This is a genomic window from Picosynechococcus sp. PCC 11901, from assembly GCF_005577135.1.
In the GTDB taxonomy this organism is placed as follows: Bacteria; Cyanobacteriota; Cyanobacteriia; order Cyanobacteriales; family MRBY01; genus MRBY01.
Genome location: NZ_CP040360.1, coordinates 250,380 through 268,584, shown reverse-complemented (window position 1 = coordinate 268,584; position 18,205 = coordinate 250,380). Strand labels below are relative to the sequence as shown.

Below are 18,205 nucleotides of genomic sequence, written 5' to 3'. Positions count from 1 at the left end.
TTATAAATCTTTGCTGCTGTGGCGCTTTTTGGAGGCCATGATGCAATTACTTCAAATCGTCTAATTTAATGCGGGGATCAGCAAACTTTAACATCAAATCTGCCAAAAGATTCCCCACAATGAGCATGGTTGCACTCATCATCAGGGCCGCCATGACTAAATACAAATCCTGGGATTGCACCGCTTGTAACGTCAAAGTTCCCAGGCCCGGCCAGTTAAAGAAAAATTCAGAAATAAACGAGCCACTCAACAGACTGGCAAATTCAAAGCCAAGCAGGGTAATGAGGGGATTGATCGCATTGCGGAGGGCGTGGACATAGATCACACGATTTTCTGGTAAGCCCTTGGCCCGCGCCGTTTGGATATAATCTTGCCGCAACACATCCAAGAGTTGACCCCGGGTGAGCCGTTGCAGCCCCGCAAAGCCCGTTAAGCTCAAGGCAATAGTGGGTAGGATCATGTGCCAGCCGATGTCGAGAATTTTGCCGTACCAGGGGAGATCCACGAAATTAATACTGGTCATGCCCCCCACCGGGAGTAACGGGGAAACCTGTTGGGCCACCATCAGCAAGGCGAGGGCCGTAATAAAGCTGGGCAAACCCTGGCCGAGGTAACTAATCACCCGCAAAAATTTATCGAGGACGGTATTTTGCTTCACGGCACTGAGAATCCCCAAAGGAATGGCGATCGCCCAGGTGCCGATAATTGACGTGAGCGCCAGGAGTAGAGTCGCGGGCATCCGTTCTAGGAGTAGCTCGTGGACAGGCCGGAAGGATTCAAAACTAATGCCAAAATCAAAGTAGCGCACCACCCGCCATAGCCAGCGGCCATATTGGGTCAGAATCGGTTGATCGAGGCCAAAACGACTTTGGAGATCTAAGAGCGTCTCCTCGGTCATCTTCGGGTTCTGCCGGAGGGCATCAAGGTAATCCCCTGGAGCCAGTTGGATAATCACAAAGCTCAGGATCGAAGCCAAAAATAGGGTAAAAATCGCCTGGAGTAGGCGCTTTAAGATATAAAAAATCGTTTCTCGGTCAAAGATCGTCAGGGGATTACGAATGCTCATTGGGGATTAAATCGGGTGTTCCAAATCCTGCCTAGTATTGTATGAGGGAAAGCACGGGGGCGTCTGGCAGGCGATCGCGGCCCTTGAGATCTAGGAGTTCGACGATAAACACAAAACCAATGATGTCACAGCCAATTTTTGTAAGCAGTTCTGCGGTGGCTTTGGCGGTCCCCCCGGTGGCGATCAGGTCATCGACGATGACAATTTTGTCCCCAGACCCCACGGCATCCTGGTGAATTTCAAGGGTATCGGTGCCGTATTCGAGTTCGTATTCGACGGTGTGGACGGCGGCGGGGAGTTTACCGGGTTTACGCACGGGGACAAAACCAGCATTGAGGTTATAGGCGAGGGTCGGCCCAAAGATAAACCCCCTAGACTCCATCCCCACCACATGATCGGGTTTGAGGTTGGCTTCAAGGCAGAGTTGCACTAGGGCATCCATGGTGTAGCGCATGCCTTCGGGGTGATTGAGGAGGGTGGTAATGTCGCGGAAGAGAATGCCGGGCTTGGGGAAATCAGGGATGTCACGAATCAGGGATTTTAGATCCATAGTTTGTAAAGCAGTTTAACGGGAATAAAAGGCGATCGCCCCTCATCTTAGCGAGTTCTGGCACGTAAACATCACTGGCGGCCAGCTTATTTTCATGATTTTCAAAAGACTTCCGTGTGACTAGCCAAGAGCCAACATAGCCCGATCAGAAAGCCGAAAAAGGAAAAAAATAAAAAGAGAGCGGCGATCGCCCCGTGATTGGGTTGGTGAAATTTGCCATAGAGCTTCTGTTTGACGGGTCGGTTTTGGCGCAAATGCTGTTTAACAATTGCTGGAATATCGGCTTGTTGCACATGGGCATACCACACTTCATCGGGCAGCACGCGCACCAGGGGGCCATTGCCACATTCCCCAAAACACCCAGTCTGTCGCACTTCAACATCAGCAGGCGCTTGAGCTTGGAAGGCGGCCAAAATCGCCGTTGAACCCTGTTTTGGACAGGTATGGTGACAACAGATCAACACTGTACGGGTCATGTCGTTTGCTCAGTCGAACTCTGCTCCCATGCTAATCAAAACCCCCTACCAATTGCGGCAGAGGGTCATCATCTTGAACTGAAAATATTGTTTTACCGTTGTCTAGTGATCGGCGATCGCCACTCCAACCAGCTCGCTGTCTACTTGGGCAACGACCTGTTCTGTAGGATGATTTGCCGCCTGCAACATCGGTGTACTGGTGACAGATTGATCCGCAATCACAAACAACGGATTCGAGAGAATCCCCGCCAAAGACGTGATGATCACCGACAGCACCAGACCCACTTGTAAAGGTTTCATCCCCACAGCCGTCCAGGTGACCGCTGGATAATTGCGCACAGAATCAGACATTTCCTGGGGTTCCTTGACCACCATCATCTTAATCACGCGGATGTAGTAGTAGATCGAAATCACACTGGTGATCAAACCCAACAGCACTAAGCCATAGAGGCCCGCTTGCCAGCCTGCCCAGAACAGATAAATTTTCCCGAAGAACCCAGCTAATGGCGGAATGCCCCCAAGGGAGAGTAGGCAAACACTGAGGCCGAGGGTCAGTAACGGATCTTTTTGGTATAAACCCGCATACTCCGCGATTTGGTCTGTGCCCGTCCGGAGAGAGAAAAGAATCACACAGGTAAACGCACCCAGGTTCATGAACAAATACACCAGCAGATAGAAAATTACGCTGGAATATCCTGCATCAGTGCCCGCAACGAGGCCAATCATCACAAAACCCGCCTGGGCAATGGAGGAGTAGGCCAGCATCCGTTTCATGCTGGTTTGCGCCAGAGCCACCACGTTCCCCAAGACCATACTGAGGATTGCCAAAGCTGTGAAAATGAAGTGCCATTCTTCGCTCACGGGGTTAAAGACCGTTACCAACAAACGGATCGCCAGGGCGAAACCAGCGGCCTTAGAACCCACCGAAAGAAAGGCAACAACGGGGGTCGGCGAACCTTCGTAAACGTCAGGCGTCCATTGGTGGAAGGGCACCGCTGAAATCTTGAAGGCGATCCCGGCGATCGCAAAGACCAGGGCGATCGCCAACGCCAGGGATTGGCCCCCCTGGGGATCCGTAAATCCAAGGGCAATCTCACTGAGAATTGTCTTGCCACCCGATAGGCCGTAGAGCAAAGACACACCATAGAGGAAAATCGCCGAACTCGCGGCCCCAATTAACAAATACTTGAGGGCGGCCTCATTGGAACGGGGGTCTCGCTTCATGTAGCCCGTCAGTAGATAAGACGAGATACTAAGCATTTCGAGGGAGACAAAAATCATCACCAACTCATTCGCCCCAGAGAGGAACATCCCCCCCAGGGTGGCCGTGAGCAAGATGCAGATAAATTCAGAGAGGGCGGTGCCGGAACGTTCCACATAGCGCACCGACATCATGATCGTGAAGGCCGTAGACAGGACAATGATGCCCCGGAATAAAATACTGAGGTTATCGCTGTTAAATGCCCCCAAAAAGGCAACGGGATGGGGATTATCCCAACCGAGGTACAAGGCGAATACTGACCCCAACAGTCCGGCGATCGCCGCGTAGGGAATCCAACCCGAACGAGCGCGTCCGACAATTAAATCCCCCACCAAAACAACGATGAGGGTCAAAATAACGATACTTTCCGGCAGAATTGCCCCAGTGTACAACTGGCTTGCCACAGTGCTTGAAAAATCCATCTTTGCTCTTCGGCTTAGTGAACCAACTTCCAGTGAACTACCCCACCACAGACGGGCAGAGCTTCCTGATTCGACAGCAATGGCCTCTAGATCTCAGTCGTTCTTTTGGTCTTACATTGCCTCCACAGGCAGGCGTCCGGGTTCCCCAGACCCAATACTTTTTCTTGCGACACGACCCGCTGGGCTTAAGTTTGCGCTGCGGGATGCAGTGGTCAAGATGTATCAACCCATGGTACGCCCCAAAGGACGGGGATTTCAACCCGTTGCCGTGCAACAAAACCTTAAAAACAGGGTAAACGCCTGAATTCTCAGTTCTATGCCGGAGACTTAGAAAAATTTAATCCTTGACGAAACAGGGGCTTATGGGCCATTGATTAGATATGTAAGGTATATCAGAAGCCTAAACACCTAAACCCTCACTTTTTTGACAGCCCATGTCTACCCTTGTCATCGTTGAATCCCCGACCAAAGCCCGTACCATTCGGAACTATCTACCGAAGGGATATCATGTGACGGCATCCATGGGCCATATCCGCGATTTACCCTCCTCTGCCGAGGAAATCCCCAAGGAACAAAAAGGGCAGCCCTGGTCTCAGCTTGGGGTCAATGTGGAAAACAACTTCGCGCCCCTCTACATCGTGCCGAAGAAAAAGAAGAAAGTTGTCACCGAACTCAAGCAAGCCCTCAAAGAAGCCGATGAGTTAATCCTGGCGACGGACGAAGACCGCGAAGGGGAAAGTATTAGCTGGCATTTGCTCGAAGTGCTCAAGCCCAAGGTGCCGATTAAACGGATGGTCTTCCATGAAATTACCCAAGAAGCCATCCAAAAAGCTTTAACCAATTGCCGGGAAATTGACGAAAACCTCGTCCATGCCCAGGAAACCCGCCGGATTTTAGACCGTTTGGTGGGCTACACCCTCTCGCCTTTACTCTGGCGCAAAATTGCCAAGGGCCTCTCGGCGGGACGGGTACAATCGGTGTCTGTACGCCTGTTGGTGCAACGGGAGCGGGAACGACAGGCATTTCAATCGGCTAATTATTGGGACCTCAAGGCAGAATTACTCCAGAAGAAATCAAAATTTGAGGCCAAGCTGATCACCCTCGGCGGCAAGAAATTAGCGTCCGGGAGTGATTTTGATGCGGCCACAGGGAAACTCAGCAAGGGTAAAAAAGTTGTCGTCCTCTCCCAAGCAGAGGCGATCGCCCTCAAGGAGCGTTTACAAGATCAACCTTGGACGGTCAGCAAAACCGAAGAAAAACCCAGTACCCGCCGCCCGTCGCCCCCCTTTACCACCTCCACTCTGCAACAGGAAGCCAACCGCAAACTCGGTATTTCGGCGCGGGATACCATGCGTACCGCCCAGAAGCTCTACGAAGAGGGCTACATTACCTATATGCGGACGGACTCGGTGCATCTTTCCGAGCAGGCGATCGCCGCAGCCCGTAGTTGCGTTGCAGAAAAATACGGCACAGAATACCTCAGCCCCAAGGTGCGCCAATACAAAACGAAAAGTAAAGGAGCCCAGGAAGCCCATGAAGCGATCCGGCCTGCGGGTAACACCTTTCGCACGCCCCAGGAAACCGGCCTCAGTGGTCGAGAGTTAGCCCTTTATGACCTTATTTGGAAACGCACCGTCGCCTGTCAGATGGCCGATGCTCGTCTCACTCAACTGTCGGTTATTCTCAAGGTCGATGATGCCGAGTTCCGCTCTGCTGGTAAACGCATTGATTTTCCGGGTTTTTTCCGGGCCTATGTGGAAGGCTCTGATGATCCCGATGCTGCCCTCGAAAACCAAGAAGTGGTGCTCCCCGATCTCAAGGAAGGAGACCAACCCACCTGCAAAAAATTAGAAGAAGTCGATCACAATACTCAACCCCCGGCCCGTTATACCGAGGCCAGTTTGGTCAAAGCCCTCGAAAGTAAAGGCATTGGTCGCCCCAGCACCTACGCCACAATCATCGGCACCATCGTTGATCGCGGTTATGTGCAAATTCGCGATAAAGCCTTGACCCCCACCTTTACGGCCTTTGCGGTGACGGCCCTCCTGGAGGAACATTTCCCCAATCTGGTGGATACAGATTTCACCTCCCAAATGGAACAGACCCTCGATGAGATTGCCACCGGCAAAGCCCAATGGTTACCCTATCTAAAAAATTTCTACCTCGGAGATGATGGCCTGGGTACCCAAGTAAAAGTGCGCGAGGAAAATATTGATCCGGCCACTGCGAAGGCGATCGCCATCGAAAACCTCCCCGTGAAAGTCAAAATTGGTCGCTTTGGCCCCTACATTGAAGCTGCTAACGGCGAAGAAACGATCACTGCATCCCTACCAGCGGACTTAACCCCCGCCGATCTCGATCCGGAGCAGGTTGAAACCATCCTCAAACAAAAAACCGAAGGCCCCGAACAATTGGGGACGCACCCTGAAACAGGCGATCCCATCTACTTACTTGTGGGTAGCTATGGCCCCTACGTTCAACTGGGCGAAGTCACCGAAGAGAAGAAAAAGCCCAAGCGTGCTTCCCTTCCCAAAACCGTTAAGCCTGAAGAGCTCACCCTACAGATGGCTGTGGATCTGTTAGCGTTGCCGCGCTTATTGGGAGAACATCCCGAAACCAACAAACCCGTCAAAGTGGGTCTCGGTCGCTTTGGCCCCTATGTTGTCCACGACCAAGGAAAAGAAGGTAAAGATTATCGGTCTCTCAAAAAAGAAGACAATCTCTTTACGATCGATTTTGAACGGGCCATGGAACTATTAGCGCAACCAAAGCGTTCCCGTGGCCGGGGCAAAACAAAGACGCCCCTGAAGGAACTAGGGAAACATCCCGCTGATAACGAACCAGTCAATGTTTATGAAGGCCCCTATGGTATCTACGTGAATCACCTAAAAGTGAATGCAGGTTTGCCAGAAGGAGAAACCGTAGAAACAATTACCCTCGAAAAGGCCCTCGAACTAATCGCCGAAAAAGCGGGTAGCAAAGCAACCAAGAAGCGTTCGACGACAAAAAAGAAAACGACGACGAAAAAAACAACAGCAAAAAAAACCACCAGCCGTAAAACAAAAACTTCTTCATGAGCCACAGTAAGCGTCGGTGGGAAGATTGGGGCCAAACCCTTGGCGATCGCCAAATTATCTTAGGTTTAAGCCTAGCGGCCCTTTTTTTGTTTTGCCTGAATCTGGGAAATATGCCCCTCCGGGATTGGGATGAAGGCACCAGGGCACTGGTGGCGCGGGAAATTTTCCGTACTGGCAACTGGTTGCATCCCACCCAATTCGGCGATCCTTACCTGCTGAAACCCCCCTTAATGGATTGGCTCGTGGCCAGTAGCTATACCCTCGGTGGCGTGAATGAATGGACAAGTCGCTTACCGGGGGCTCTCGGCAGTGCCCTGGGAGTGCCTCTCCTCTACTGCCTCGGACGGCAATTATTCCAGGGGCGATCGCCTGCCCTGTGGAGTGCCTTGGTCTATCTCACCCTCTTGCCAGTGGTGCGCCATGGTCGTCTGCTGATGCTTGATGGTCTGGTTTTAACGGCCCTCATCTTCAGTCTCTGGTGTTTACTCAAGGTGCAAAAATCTCCCATCTGGGGACTGGGCTTCGGTCTGGGCTTGGGCATCATTGCCTTTGTCAAGGGGTTATTAATGCTTCCCCTGGGGGCGATCGCCCTGTTGTTTGTGATTTGGGATCGTCGCTGGTTTGTTTTTAAAAATTCCTATATTTGGCTGGGGTTGGGTCTCGGCGCTTGCCCGGTGCTTCTCTGGTATGGGGCGCAAATTCAGCATTATGGTGCGACTTTTATTCAGGTCCATTTTTTCAACCAAGGGTTTGACCGGGTCGCCAGTACTGTTGAAAGTCACCAAGAGCCCCCCTGGTTTTATTTATTAGAAATAGCCAAATACACGGCCCCTTGGTTATTTTTTCTACCCCAAAGTTATCAATATCTTTGGCAGACCCGCCAAATATCCAGCAGCAAATTAATTTTGACGGGCAGCATCTTTTATCTGGGTTTAATTTCTGTGATGGGGACAAAATTGCCCTGGTATGTGATGCCGGTTTACCCGTTTTTGGCCCTTGCGCTGGGACATTACTTAGCGAAACTCTGGGATGCACCACCACGCAAGGCGATGTTTCTGCGGGGGCTATTTGGGTTGTTGGCGATCGCCGCTTCGGGGGGAGGTATTTATCTCTACTTCACAGATCCCCAGGTTCCCTTGATTTTGATGGCCCTGACCCTGGGAGGCATGTTTGCCGTGACTACCTGGCTTTGGCCCCGGCCCCAGGCTCTTTATATTTTGGTGGGAGGCATGTACTGCGGTTTGGCTCTGTTGTTTTGCTCCCAGGCTTGGGTCTGGGAAATTAACGAAGCCTTTCCTGTCAAACCCATTGCCGCCATTATTCGGGCGGAAACCCCAGCCGATGCGATTATTTTCACCACCTTCGATTACAGTCGGCCCAGCTTAGATTTCTATGGCGATCGCCCTGTGCGTCCCCAGCCCCTCGAAGCGCCCGTTGGCGAGCAATATTGGCTCATTCACCAAGATTTGTTGACAGAACAACCGGCCCTAAAAGAAGCATTGCCTCCCTTTGAACTGCTGGGACGGGCCTCAGGGTTTAACCTGGTGCATTTTTTCCCGGACTAAAGGAGGCGATTGAGCGATAATTCGGTTGTGTTGGACGCTAAATTGGCCTTAAAAAATATTGAAAGAATCAACTTCTAAGGCTTTTGATCCACCTTCCCGGAGAATGGCAAAGACTCGCTCCAATTGTTTCCATAAAAGACCCACAGTGCCGATAGTTAAAGGTAAAGACAAGCTGTAGGCAAACCAAGCGGGGATAAAAAAGACTTCTAAACCACTGGCGAGAAAAATACTCATGCCCATACCAATGCCAAAGAGAGGCAGTTGTAAATCAATGGTGGATAACTGTTTGCGAATATCGTCGTTATTGGCAACAATCCCCCGTGCTTTGAGCTTCAGGGTACTCTGGAACGCAAAGCCGCTAGTTAGGGCAATAAACAAGCCAAGGCCCACCAACAAAAACGGCGGCTGGGGAATGTAATAGTAATAATATTCTTCCATGGATTTTTTAACAAAACTTTATTAACTAGCCTTCATTATGACCGAGATTGGGCGAAACTCGGCAAAACAGCCGTTAAACGCTCACCGGAAAATTGACGGAGGTTTGACCAGGCGGCCCCCAGTAATTTTTGGGGTTGAAATTCGTCTTTCAGGAGCGCCCAGAGTCGTTGTACTTCTTCGGTATGGAGGCGATCGTCTTCCGTTAAGGCCAGGAGAATCATCCGCCGAATTTCTGCACCCTCTTCGGACATTAAATATTGGAAACCCATTTGGGCCGTGGGTAAAATATCAAACTGATTATCGGCCTGGGCGATCGCCAACATATTTTCGAGGCGATGCCATTGGAATTTTCCGTCTTTAAAGAGTACTTCTAGGAGCTTGCGGCGTAGCTCTGGGGTCTCAGCAGTTAACAAGCGTCGGGAAACATAAGGATAGGAAATTTCGACGATCTTGAAATCCGGATTCAGACTCAGGGCCAGACCCTCCTGGGTCACAAGGGAGCGGATAATCAGCGCAAACTTGGCCGGTACCCGGAACGGATATTCATACATCAGCGCCGAAAATTCATCGGTAATCGTCTTAAAGTTAAAATCACCAACACTTTCCCCCACCGCTTTCCCTAATACTTTTTCTAGGGCCGGAATAATCGGACGGATATCTGTTTTAGGGGCGAGAAAACCCAATTCCACAAAATCCTTCGCCAGAGTTTGATAATCCTGATTAATCAGCTGCACAACGGAACTAGCAATGGTCTCCTTGGTGGTGTTATCCAATTGATCCATCATGCCGAAATCAATGTAGGCCATGCGTCCATCAAAGGTGGCAAACAGATTACCTGGGTGGGGATCAGCATGGAAGAAACCATGTTCAAGCAATTGTCGCAGTCCCGTGGTTACGCCAATTTCAATAATTTTGTCAGGGTCTAAACCAGCGGCGCGGATGCGGTCTAATTCGTTGAGCTTATAACCTTGAATCCATTCCAGGGTGAGAAGGCGATGGCTTGTATATTCCCAATAAATGGCAGGAACTTTAACGGTGGGATCATCGCGAAAATTAGCGGCAAATTTCTCGGCGTTGCGACCTTCGTTAATGTAATCAATTTCTTCAAAAAGCTTGGTGCCAAATTCATCAACAATTAACGTCAAGTCATGGCCCAAGTTGAGGGGAAGATAGGGGGCAAACAGGCTTGCCCCTAAACGCATCAGGTACAAATCAAGGGTCAGCAGCGGGAGTAATTTGGGACGTTGTACCTTAACGGCAACTTCTTCGCCACTATACAAACGTGCTCGATAGACCTGGGCGAGGCTGGCTGCCGCGACGGGATGGGGGGAAATTTCTTGGTAAATGTCATCGACGGGGCGACCGAGATCTTTTTCAATAATCGCAAAGGCAATCTCGTTATCAAAAGAAGGCAGTTGATCCTGGAGCTTGATTAATTCTTCGAGAAAGTCGGGACGAATCAAGTCTGGCCGGGTTGAAAGGGCTTGCCCCACTTTGATAAATGTCGGCCCCAAGCGGGTCAGAATTTCACGCAGTTCATTGGCGCGACGGGCGCGGGTTTCGGGGTCTTCTTCGCGTTTACTATCTAGCCACAATTTGAAGGAAAACCACCCAAATAACCAAATGATCGTAAAGGCCCGCCACAGGGATTGCCAGGGTCGCCAACGGTAATGTTTGGCGATCGCCTTGGCGTCATAGCGGGTCAAGGTGGTAGAACCAAGTTTGTGGTCGGGGGCAACGGAAGGATACTGGGTCACAGTGGTTTCGCCGTCAATGAATTGTGTGGTTTTGTAAAGTAAATCACACTATATTGTATCGAAATTTTTCGCAGCGACACCAAACCAAGCCTGCATCGGGGATCAAGCACAGCCATTTTCTCGCCCAATTAAAGGGATTGGCGCGGGGTGATTTGGGTGGCAAGGGCTTGGAGGAGGGCAAAACGATCATCTGTTGCAGGTGGTTTAGGAGACGGCTCGGTGGGCACTAATGAAGGGGTTAATTTTTGTAAAGCAACCTGGGCTGCGGCTTTTTGGGCTTGCTTCTTCGAGGCCGCTTGACCCCGGCCCCATTCCTGTCCTTGGAGATAAACCGCCACCGTAAAGGTTTTTGCATGGTCGGCCCCGGATTCATCTAGGGTTTTGTATTTTGGGATTTCACCGTGGTTTGCTAAGGCCCACTCTTGCAATTGGCCTTTGAAATTTTGGGCGAGGGAATTGCTTGGTTGTTGCACGAGGCGATCGGCCACGGGAATGACTAAGGTTTCGACAAAGGCGATCGCCGCTTCGATCCCCGCATCTAGAAAGTAAGCCCCGACGACCGCCTCAAAGGTATTACTTAAAATCTCTGGGTTTTGCCTGGCCCCTTCCTTTTCGGCCCCTTTGCCGAGGCGCAAGATCTGATCGAGACCCAAGGCCTGGGCAAATTCAGCGAGCTGGTGGCGATTATTTTCTAAACTGGCCCGCAACCGGCTCAGTTCCCCTTCCTGAAAGTCAGGATAACGCTCATACAGCAGCTTTCCCATGATGAACTTGAGCACCGCATCGCCTAAAAATTCCAGGCGCTCATTGTCTTGGATTGTCTCTGGTTGTTCGTTGGCAAAGGAGCGGTGGGTCAACGCCTGTAACAGAAGAGGCGATCGCCGAAAAGTGGGCAAGCTTGTCATGGTTAAGCGAAACTTTATAATGTTCAGAGAGTAAATAAACCTAGCGTCAAACCATCTAAAAGCCAATCACTGCAACTCATAAGCAACGGTGATTCAGGAGATTGGAAAAACGCAATGCACAAACAAACCATCTCACCCCATCACCAGATTTAATTTAAATAAGCATAACGGAAGACCTGCGGATCCATGACAAGAATTGAAACTCGTACCGAACCTATGGTGATTAACATGGGGCCTCACCACCCCTCCATGCACGGCGTATTACGCTTGATCGTCACCCTTGACGGGGAAGACGTCGTTGATTGCGAACCCGTCATCGGCTATCTGCACCGGGGTATGGAAAAAATTGCCGAAAATCGCACCAATGTCATGTATGTCCCCTATGTGAGTCGTTGGGACTACGCCGCAGGGATGTTTAACGAAGCGATCACCGTTAATGCCCCCGAAAAACTCGCCGATATCGAAGTGCCGAAGCGCGCCCAATATATCCGCGTGATTATGCTGGAGCTGAACCGCATTGCCAATCACCTCCTTTGGCTTGGCCCCTTCCTCGCGGATGTCGGTGCCCAGACGCCTTTCTTCTACATCTTCCGGGAACGGGAAATGATCTATGACCTGTGGGAAGCCGCCACCGGGATGCGCCTAATCAACAACAACTATTTCCGCATTGGTGGTGTAGCCGTCGATCTGCCCTACGGTTGGAACGATAAATGTTTAGATTTTTGCGATTATTTCGATCCCAAAGTCGATGAGTACGAAAAACTAATCACCAATAACCCCATTTTCCGCCGCCGGGTTGAAGGGGTCGGCACGATCACCCGCGATGAAGCGATCAACTGGAGTCTGTCAGGGCCAATGTTGCGCGCTTCTGGAGTGAAGTGGGATCTCCGTAAAGTGGATCACTACGAGTGCTACGACGATTTTGACTGGGATGTGCAGTGGGAAACTGCAGGGGACTGTTTTGCCCGTTATCTGGTGCGGATTCGGGAAATGCGCGAGTCAGTGAAAATTATTCGCCAAGCCCTGAAAGGAATGCCCGGCGGTGCCTACGAAAACCTCGAAGCCAAGCGGATGTTAGAAGGGAAAAAATCCGAATGGAACGACTTCGATTACCAATACATCGCGAAAAAAGTTGCGCCGACGTTCAAAATCCCCGATGGCGAACATTATGTCCGTCTCGAAAGTGGCAAGGGAGAAGTGGGAATTTTCATCCAGGGCAATAACAATGTGTTCCCCTGGCGCTGGAAAATTCGTTCGGCAGACTTCAATAACCTCCAAATTTTGCCCCACCTGCTAAAGGGCGTGAAAGTAGCGGACATTATGGCGATCCTCGGTAGCATTGATGTGATTATGGGTTCCGTTGACCGTTAATTGTTCTGAGTGAGAAATGTGAAAGAGGGCTATGGCGGCTCTCTTTTTTTGTTTGCGGTATTTAATAGTTTTGAAAATTTGGAGAACGAAAAAAATGGCGATCGCCCCGTTAGAAAGTCTAGAATTTGCCAACTGCCCACCGGAGACCGCGCAATATTTGGTGGTGATGCTCCACGGTTGGGGGGCCAACTACCATGACCTCAAGCCCTTGGCCCGGATGCTGGATCTTCCCCACTGTCACTTTCTTTTCCCCAATGCACCTTTTCCCCATTTCCAGAGTCCCCAGGGGCGGGCTTGGTACGCCTTGGAGCGAGAAGATTTTCAGGGTTTGCCAGAGGCGCGCGATCGCCTTTTTCAGTGGCTGCAAATCCTACCAGAAAATACGGGCATTCCTCCGGAACGAACCGCGATGATTGGCTTTTCCCAGGGAGGCGCGATGACCCTCGATGTCGGTTTACAGTTCAATTTCGCGGCCCTTTGTAGTTGCAGCGGCTATCTCCATTACGAACCCCAAAGACGGCCAGGGGATTTTTCGCCGACGTTACTAATCCACGGCACCCAAGATCCCGTGGTGCCGATCCAAGCAGCCCACCAAGCCAAAACCCAACTGGGTCAAGTGGGCGTTCCCCTCGACTATTTTGAATTTTCTGGGGGCCACGAAATTCCGGTGATCGCCTTGGCCCGAATATCTCAGTTTCTAAACCAGCATTTGCTTCAGAAAGAAATCTAATTTTGTTTGCTGCTTTCGACGGGAATTTTACTGTCCTGGGGCGTGCCTACCCCTGCCGCAGCTTCAGCTTGGGAAAACCAAGCGGCAATTTTTTCCCGTTGGTTAATTAAATAAATGCTCACCAGGGTCAAGCCCACACCGACCCATTGCAGGGGGCTTAATTTTTCGTTGAGGAGGACATTGCCGAAAATTAGAGCAAAAACAGGGGTGAGAAACGTCAGGGCGCTAAGACTGGTTAAATTCCCCTCGGATGCAAGGTAGAAAAATAAACCATAGGCGATCGCACTGCCAAAAATCGTTGCATAGGCCAAGGCCCACCAGCCTGACGTGCTAATAAATTGCCATTGCAGGGTTTCTAGTTGATCCGAAGCGATAAAAAGTGGAATGCCGCCGAGAATCATGTGCCAGCCCGTTGCCATCACCGGATCCGCATGGCGACTGACATAACGGATCAAAATCGTGCCCACTGCCATCGATAGGGAAGCTCCCAGCATCAACACTTCACCACTGATCCCCAGGTTTTCCCACTGAAAAAAAGAAAGATCTCCCTGGAACAGCGCCAAAATCCACGCATCGGGAATGCCAATTAAGCTGATTCCCAAAATCCCGAAACCTAACCCTAGCCAACCCCAGAGGCCGATCACTTCCCCAAATAGCCAGCTGGATAAAAGGGCCACGGCGAGGGGTTGCGAATCAATCATCACGGAACCCAATCCTGCTCCTGTTTTCACGAGTCCCTCTGCTAAAAAGCCTTGAAACATGAGGCCATCGACTAGGGCAAAGAGGCCAATCCAGAGCCAACCCTGCCAAGAAATGTGGCGATCGCGTCCCGATAGGAGTCCGAACAGTAATACCAAGAGTCCTGCTGGCACTAGGCGCAACCCTCCTAGAAAAAGAGGTGTGGTCTGGGGAATCACGCCCTTCATCGCGACCATGGCCGTACCCCACAGGAAAAAGGGTGCAATCAGTACCAAGGGAAATTGACTAAAGTTCGACTTCGAGAGATTGAGGGCCATAAATTCAGGGCAACTATAAAGACTCGCGGTAATGTGTAGTAATGTTAAGCATAGGGGAAATTTATAATTTTTGTTGTTCTTTCCCGTACAGTCCCCCCGCCACTGGCCCCCAAAACTTGCCCACTACCGCCGAAAAAACCACGGTAAAACCCAGCGGATCAGTTAGCATAGGGGATTAGTGCCCTCAACGTCTAATCTGCAGGGCCTGCTAACATTTCATTATTTATTTTTGACAAATCCCTATGGTGTGGCCGTTTCCTCCGAAAACCCGTAAACAAGTTGCGCGTATTGAAATCACCGGGGCGATCGCCGCTGATACCCGAAAACGAGTCCTAAAAGCCCTCGAAGAAGTCGAAGAGAAAAAATATCCGGCCCTGCTGTTGCGGATCGATTCCCCTGGGGGCACCGTGGGCGACTCCCAAGAAATTTATTACGCCCTCAAAAAACTCCAAGAAAAAACAAAGATTGTCGCCAGCTTCGGCAATATTTCGGCTTCCGGGGGCGTTTACATCGGCATGGGAGCGCAGCACATCGTTGCAAATCCGGGGACAATTACAGGCAGCATCGGCGTTATTTTGCGGGGCAATAACCTAGAGCGGCTCCTCGAAAAGGTTGGTGTTTCTTTTAAGGTGATTAAGTCTGGCCCCTACAAGGATATTTTGTCCTTTGACCGGGAGTTGACCGAGGCGGAAGAAAATATTCTCCAGGAAATGATCGACGTCAGCTACGGCCAGTTTGTCAAAACTGTCGCCGAAGCCCGCAATCTGGATGTGGAAACAGTGAAAACCTTTGCCGATGGTCGCATTTTTACCGGAGAGCAAGCGCAGGAACTTGGTGTCGTTGATCGCCTCGGCACCGAAGAAGATGCACGCATTTGGGCCGCAAAATTAGCGGGCTTAGATCCAGATAAGGCAGAATGTCGCACCATTGAGGAACCCAAACCCCTGATTACTCGCCTTTTGAGTCGCAATCAACTGAGTTCGCCCGTGGGGAACGCCCTTAATTGGGTAGAATTTGAACTGGCAACGGCGGGACAACCCCTGTGGCTCTATCGACCCTAATTTCGAAAATTTTTGATGCTTGAGGCGGAGGAAACCAACGTGGACTGGAAGGTGCGGGCTATTCGAGGCGCAATTACAGCAACGGCCAATACCAAGGAGGCGATCGCCGATGCGGTGCGGGAACTACTCGATGACATTGAAGTCCGCAACCAACTAGACCCCGAAGAAATTATCAGTGTGGTGTTCACTGCCACTGCCGATTTGGACGCTATTTTTCCGGCGGCGATCGCCCGACAACGACCCAACTGGGATAATGTGCCCCTTCTCGATGTGCAGCAAATGGCTGTCCAAGGGAGCCTAGAGCGTTGTATTCGCGTCTTAATTCACCTCAATACCCCCAAACCCCAGGCGGAGATTTACCATTCTTACCTGCGCCACGCCCAAAACCTCCGCCCCGATTGGCACCTCGCCCAAATTGCGAGCCGTTAATGTTTAACGATGCCTGGAAAAACAGTCCAGTACAATGGGAAGCAATGAAGTTATTTCTCTAAAGAAACTTCCGCCCATGGTTGCCACCTCGACAAACCGTTATAGCTTTGAAGCGTATTGCCAATATGATGACGGCACCGATACCCGCTACGAACTTGAAGATGGCAATTTAGTTGCAATGACGCCCCCCACCTTTCGCCATATTTTACTTGCGGAAAAATTAGGCGATCGCCTGAAACAAGAAATCACGCGCTTAAATCTCCCCCTGTATTGCCTCCGGGAAACAGGGTTGCGGGTCGGTTACGCAAAATCACGGATTGCCGATTTGATGGTGGTTGATCAACAAAAGGTTGCCGCTGCGGTGGATCAAGCTGGCATCTATCAATCGACACCCAACTTGGTCGTGGAAATTGTCAGTCCAGAGTCGGTGATTCGAGATTACCGTTATAAGCGCTCTGAATATGCGGCGATCGCCGTTCCGGAATATTGGCTCATTGATCCGAGCGCCGAAAAAATTACGATTCTGACTTTTAATGAAGGTCTATACGATGAAAGGATTTTCACACAAGAAGAGAAGCTGGTTTCACAACAGTTTCCTGAATTGACCCTGACCCCACAGGATCTCTTTGCTCTCTGAGCTTTAATAACAATGCTTTTTCCTTGGTATCACCCTAACCGAGTACAGTAACTCAGCCAGCCAAGGATAGATTGACACACTCTCCCGACAACCCTAATGGGTACGCAGAGAGAGCCTTTGGGTCACCCCAAAGATTTCCTGCTTCACAGCCAGCCAGCTAGACCGAGTGACCCCGGCCCCCGCCGCCTCGACTCCACAGGCATTTTCTACTCCCCGTTGCCCACGGGTACAAATTACTTGCCCTGCTGCCACATCTCTAGGTTTAATTGACCCACAATTGTGACAGTGATGGATTCTAACGCTTAAGTCCTTGCGCACCTCTACACCACAATCAGGACATTCCTGGGATGTGCGCCGCGGATCAACCTTACCGTAATACACATCCCGCTTCCAGCAAACCCAAGGCAGAATTTGATTCACAAATTGTCCCAACCCAGCGTCGAGCACATGCTTTCCTAACATTCCCTTCGCTAAACCTCGAAAATCGAGGTCTTCCACAAAAATCATGCCAGCATGGTCACAAAGATGGTGAGCCAACTTAAAATGCCAATCCTTACGGGTGTCTGCAATACGTTGATGCACTCTTCCTATCTTCCGTTGGAGCTCTAGCGAATTGGACGACCCCTTTTGCTTTTTCTTGAGCCTACGTTGCAGCAATTTCAGCTTGCGATGTAGCTTGTTGAAAAAGCGAGGCCGCTTGACCTGTTCCCTATCCGATGTTGAGAGAAAGTATTCTATGCCTACATCAATGCCGATTGGATGTCCGTGGGCAGGGACATCAGGAATATCAATATCTGCTTGGAGACTTAACAGGACAAAGTATCCTGAAGCCCTGCGAACCACACGTGATTGCTTCACCTGAAACAGTTCAGGAATCTCTCGTGACCAACGCACTTTTACGAAGCCCAATTGAGGCAGTTTTATCCCCTCGCTTGAGAGACAATTTTTGAGCATTTGAGGGAAGACAAAGCTTCTCATGCGAGCCTGATTCTTAAAACGCGGCAATCCCGAACGCTTTAGTCGCCAAGACTCCCAAGCAACTTCCAGCTTCCTCAAGGTTTGCTGGAGTACTTGAGCATTGACAGACGCTAACTCAGGAACTTGTTTCTTGGCCTTGGTGAGAGCTTTCGCCTGTTTCACATAATTAGGAAAGGGTGCATCAGTAGGGATAATGTATTCTCGACTAATGGCGCAGGCATTGACAGGAGACTTCCGAGAACTCAGCCAGTCCTTACGTTCTGCCAAGGCAAAATTCCAGACATTACGACACACAGTTAGGATGCGCTCAATCTCTGCAATCTGCTCGGCAGTTGGTTCTAGCTTAAATTCCCAGGTCATATTCAGCATGCCTACACTATAGCTAATCAAATGTAGATTTTGTATCTGCCGCTCCCGTAGACTGTCAGGCTCTCTTGAATTCTTAACTAAATGCGACGTACCCAAA

At 50.5% G+C, this 18,205-nt stretch carries 17 protein-coding genes; 8 read left to right on the top strand and 9 right to left on the bottom strand.

Going from position 1 to position 18,205, the window contains the following annotated elements; all coding sequences use genetic code 11:
- Positions 1 to 46 precede the first annotated feature (46 nt).
- From FEK30_RS02395 to FEK30_RS02380, 4 genes are all read right to left on the bottom strand, one after another.
- Entirely contained in the window at positions 47 to 1,066 is a 1,020-nt protein-coding gene (locus FEK30_RS02395) for an ABC transporter permease (RefSeq protein WP_030007783.1), read from the bottom strand.
- 31 nt (positions 1,067 to 1,097) lie between these two features.
- Complete coding sequence (locus tag FEK30_RS02390; RefSeq protein WP_030007782.1) at positions 1,098 to 1,616, bottom strand: adenine phosphoribosyltransferase; 519 nt, start codon at positions 1,614 to 1,616, stop codon at positions 1,098 to 1,100.
- 101 nt (positions 1,617 to 1,717) lie between these two features.
- On the bottom strand, positions 1,718 to 2,092 hold the full coding sequence (locus FEK30_RS02385) for a (2Fe-2S) ferredoxin domain-containing protein (RefSeq protein ID WP_181445675.1): 375 nt from the start codon (positions 2,090 to 2,092) through the stop codon (positions 1,718 to 1,720).
- Between the two features lie 102 nt (positions 2,093 to 2,194).
- Positions 2,195 to 3,775 (bottom strand): NAD(P)H-quinone oxidoreductase subunit N, encoded by a 1,581-nt coding sequence (locus FEK30_RS02380; RefSeq protein WP_062435973.1) that lies wholly within the window; start codon positions 3,773 to 3,775, stop codon positions 2,195 to 2,197.
- Between the two features lie 79 nt (positions 3,776 to 3,854).
- Between FEK30_RS02380 and FEK30_RS02375 the strand changes: the two genes are divergently transcribed.
- From FEK30_RS02375 to FEK30_RS02365, 3 genes are all read left to right on the top strand, one after another.
- The gene (locus tag FEK30_RS02375) at positions 3,855 to 4,079 is read left to right on the top strand and encodes a hypothetical protein (protein WP_138071555.1); all 225 of its coding nucleotides are present in this window, start codon (positions 3,855 to 3,857) and stop codon (positions 4,077 to 4,079) included.
- Positions 4,080 to 4,209: 130 nt separating this feature from the next.
- Positions 4,210 to 6,852, top strand: coding sequence for a type I DNA topoisomerase (gene topA, locus FEK30_RS02370; RefSeq protein ID WP_065717054.1), 2,643 nt, complete (start codon positions 4,210 to 4,212; stop codon positions 6,850 to 6,852).
- Positions 6,849 to 8,417: an ArnT family glycosyltransferase gene (locus FEK30_RS02365; protein ID WP_138071553.1), complete on the top strand. Its 1,569-nt coding sequence runs from the start codon at positions 6,849 to 6,851 to the stop codon at positions 8,415 to 8,417. The genes topA and FEK30_RS02365 overlap by 4 nt, the downstream gene beginning before the upstream one ends.
- A 48-nt stretch (positions 8,418 to 8,465) precedes the next feature.
- On the opposite strand, the gene FEK30_RS02360 is transcribed toward FEK30_RS02365, so the two are convergent.
- The 3 genes from FEK30_RS02360 to rnc form a co-directional block, all read right to left on the bottom strand.
- Positions 8,466 to 8,855: a hypothetical protein gene (locus tag FEK30_RS02360; RefSeq protein WP_030007777.1), complete on the bottom strand. Its 390-nt coding sequence runs from the start codon at positions 8,853 to 8,855 to the stop codon at positions 8,466 to 8,468.
- Between the two features lie 35 nt (positions 8,856 to 8,890).
- Positions 8,891 to 10,612 (bottom strand): ABC1 kinase family protein, encoded by a 1,722-nt coding sequence (locus FEK30_RS02355; RefSeq protein ID WP_138071551.1) that lies wholly within the window; start codon positions 10,610 to 10,612, stop codon positions 8,891 to 8,893.
- A gap of 128 nt (positions 10,613 to 10,740) precedes the next feature.
- Positions 10,741 to 11,517 carry a ribonuclease III gene (gene rnc, locus FEK30_RS02350; RefSeq protein ID WP_138071549.1) on the bottom strand — a complete coding sequence of 259 codons (777 nt, stop codon included), beginning with the start codon at positions 11,515 to 11,517 and terminating at the stop codon, positions 10,741 to 10,743.
- A 186-nt stretch (positions 11,518 to 11,703) separates the two neighbouring features.
- Here rnc and FEK30_RS02345 point away from each other — a divergent pair, with 186 nt between their 5' ends.
- Together FEK30_RS02345 and FEK30_RS02340 are read left to right on the top strand one after the other, a co-directional pair.
- Complete coding sequence (locus tag FEK30_RS02345; protein ID WP_012308136.1) at positions 11,704 to 12,888, top strand: NAD(P)H-quinone oxidoreductase subunit H; 1,185 nt, start codon at positions 11,704 to 11,706, stop codon at positions 12,886 to 12,888.
- Positions 12,889 to 12,982: 94 nt separating this feature from the next.
- Positions 12,983 to 13,618: an alpha/beta hydrolase gene (locus FEK30_RS02340; protein ID WP_138071547.1), complete on the top strand. Its 636-nt coding sequence runs from the start codon at positions 12,983 to 12,985 to the stop codon at positions 13,616 to 13,618.
- Here the strand turns inward: FEK30_RS02340 and FEK30_RS02335 are convergent.
- Positions 13,615 to 14,634, bottom strand: coding sequence for a DMT family transporter (locus tag FEK30_RS02335; protein WP_138071545.1), 1,020 nt, complete (start codon positions 14,632 to 14,634; stop codon positions 13,615 to 13,617). The two genes, FEK30_RS02340 and FEK30_RS02335, sit on opposite strands and share 4 nt — an antisense overlap.
- A 242-nt stretch (positions 14,635 to 14,876) precedes the next feature.
- Here FEK30_RS02335 and sppA point away from each other — a divergent pair, with 242 nt between their 5' ends.
- The 3 genes from sppA (at position 14,877) to FEK30_RS02320 (ending at position 16,761) form a co-directional block, all read left to right on the top strand.
- Entirely contained in the window at positions 14,877 to 15,695 is an 819-nt protein-coding gene (sppA, locus tag FEK30_RS02330; RefSeq protein ID WP_012308133.1) for a signal peptide peptidase SppA, read from the top strand.
- Between the two features lie 15 nt (positions 15,696 to 15,710).
- On the top strand, positions 15,711 to 16,124 hold the full coding sequence (gene aroH, locus FEK30_RS02325; RefSeq protein WP_065711329.1) for a chorismate mutase: 414 nt from the start codon (positions 15,711 to 15,713) through the stop codon (positions 16,122 to 16,124).
- Positions 16,125 to 16,200: 76 nt separating this feature from the next.
- The gene (locus FEK30_RS02320; RefSeq protein WP_138071543.1) at positions 16,201 to 16,761 is read left to right on the top strand and encodes a Uma2 family endonuclease; all 561 of its coding nucleotides are present in this window, start codon (positions 16,201 to 16,203) and stop codon (positions 16,759 to 16,761) included.
- A 93-nt stretch (positions 16,762 to 16,854) separates the two neighbouring features.
- Here the strand turns inward: FEK30_RS02320 and FEK30_RS02315 are convergent, their stop codons facing one another.
- Positions 16,855 to 18,108 carry an RNA-guided endonuclease InsQ/TnpB family protein gene (locus FEK30_RS02315; protein ID WP_138071541.1) on the bottom strand — a complete coding sequence of 418 codons (1,254 nt, stop codon included), beginning with the start codon at positions 18,106 to 18,108 and terminating at the stop codon, positions 16,855 to 16,857.
- Positions 18,109 to 18,205: the final 97 nt, after the last annotated feature.

Excerpts from the sequence above, each read along its gene's own strand:
- FEK30_RS02395 (WP_030007783.1), bottom strand. The coding sequence starts at position 1,066 with ATGAGCATTCGTAATCCCCTGACGATCTTTGACCGAGAAACGATTTTT.
- FEK30_RS02390 (WP_030007782.1), bottom strand. The coding sequence starts at position 1,616 with ATGGATCTAAAATCCCTGATTCGTGACATCCCTGATTTCCCCAAGCCC.
- FEK30_RS02385 (WP_181445675.1), bottom strand. The coding sequence starts at position 2,092 with ATGACCCGTACAGTGTTGATCTGTTGTCACCATACCTGTCCAAAACAG.
- FEK30_RS02380 (WP_062435973.1), bottom strand. The coding sequence starts at position 3,775 with ATGGATTTTTCAAGCACTGTGGCAAGCCAGTTGTACACTGGGGCAATT.
- FEK30_RS02375 (WP_138071555.1), top strand. The coding sequence starts at position 3,855 with ATGGCCTCTAGATCTCAGTCGTTCTTTTGGTCTTACATTGCCTCCACA.
- topA (WP_065717054.1), top strand. The coding sequence starts at position 4,210 with ATGTCTACCCTTGTCATCGTTGAATCCCCGACCAAAGCCCGTACCATT.
- FEK30_RS02365 (WP_138071553.1), top strand. The coding sequence starts at position 6,849 with ATGAGCCACAGTAAGCGTCGGTGGGAAGATTGGGGCCAAACCCTTGGC.
- FEK30_RS02360 (WP_030007777.1), bottom strand. The coding sequence starts at position 8,855 with ATGGAAGAATATTATTACTATTACATTCCCCAGCCGCCGTTTTTGTTG.
- rnc (WP_138071549.1), bottom strand. The coding sequence starts at position 11,517 with ATGACAAGCTTGCCCACTTTTCGGCGATCGCCTCTTCTGTTACAGGCG.
- FEK30_RS02345 (WP_012308136.1), top strand. The coding sequence starts at position 11,704 with ATGACAAGAATTGAAACTCGTACCGAACCTATGGTGATTAACATGGGG.
- FEK30_RS02340 (WP_138071547.1), top strand. The coding sequence starts at position 12,983 with ATGGCGATCGCCCCGTTAGAAAGTCTAGAATTTGCCAACTGCCCACCG.
- FEK30_RS02335 (WP_138071545.1), bottom strand. The coding sequence starts at position 14,634 with ATGGCCCTCAATCTCTCGAAGTCGAACTTTAGTCAATTTCCCTTGGTA.
- sppA (WP_012308133.1), top strand. The coding sequence starts at position 14,877 with ATGGTGTGGCCGTTTCCTCCGAAAACCCGTAAACAAGTTGCGCGTATT.
- aroH (WP_065711329.1), top strand. The coding sequence starts at position 15,711 with ATGCTTGAGGCGGAGGAAACCAACGTGGACTGGAAGGTGCGGGCTATT.
- FEK30_RS02320 (WP_138071543.1), top strand. The coding sequence starts at position 16,201 with ATGGTTGCCACCTCGACAAACCGTTATAGCTTTGAAGCGTATTGCCAA.
- FEK30_RS02315 (WP_138071541.1), bottom strand. The coding sequence starts at position 18,108 with ATGCTGAATATGACCTGGGAATTTAAGCTAGAACCAACTGCCGAGCAG.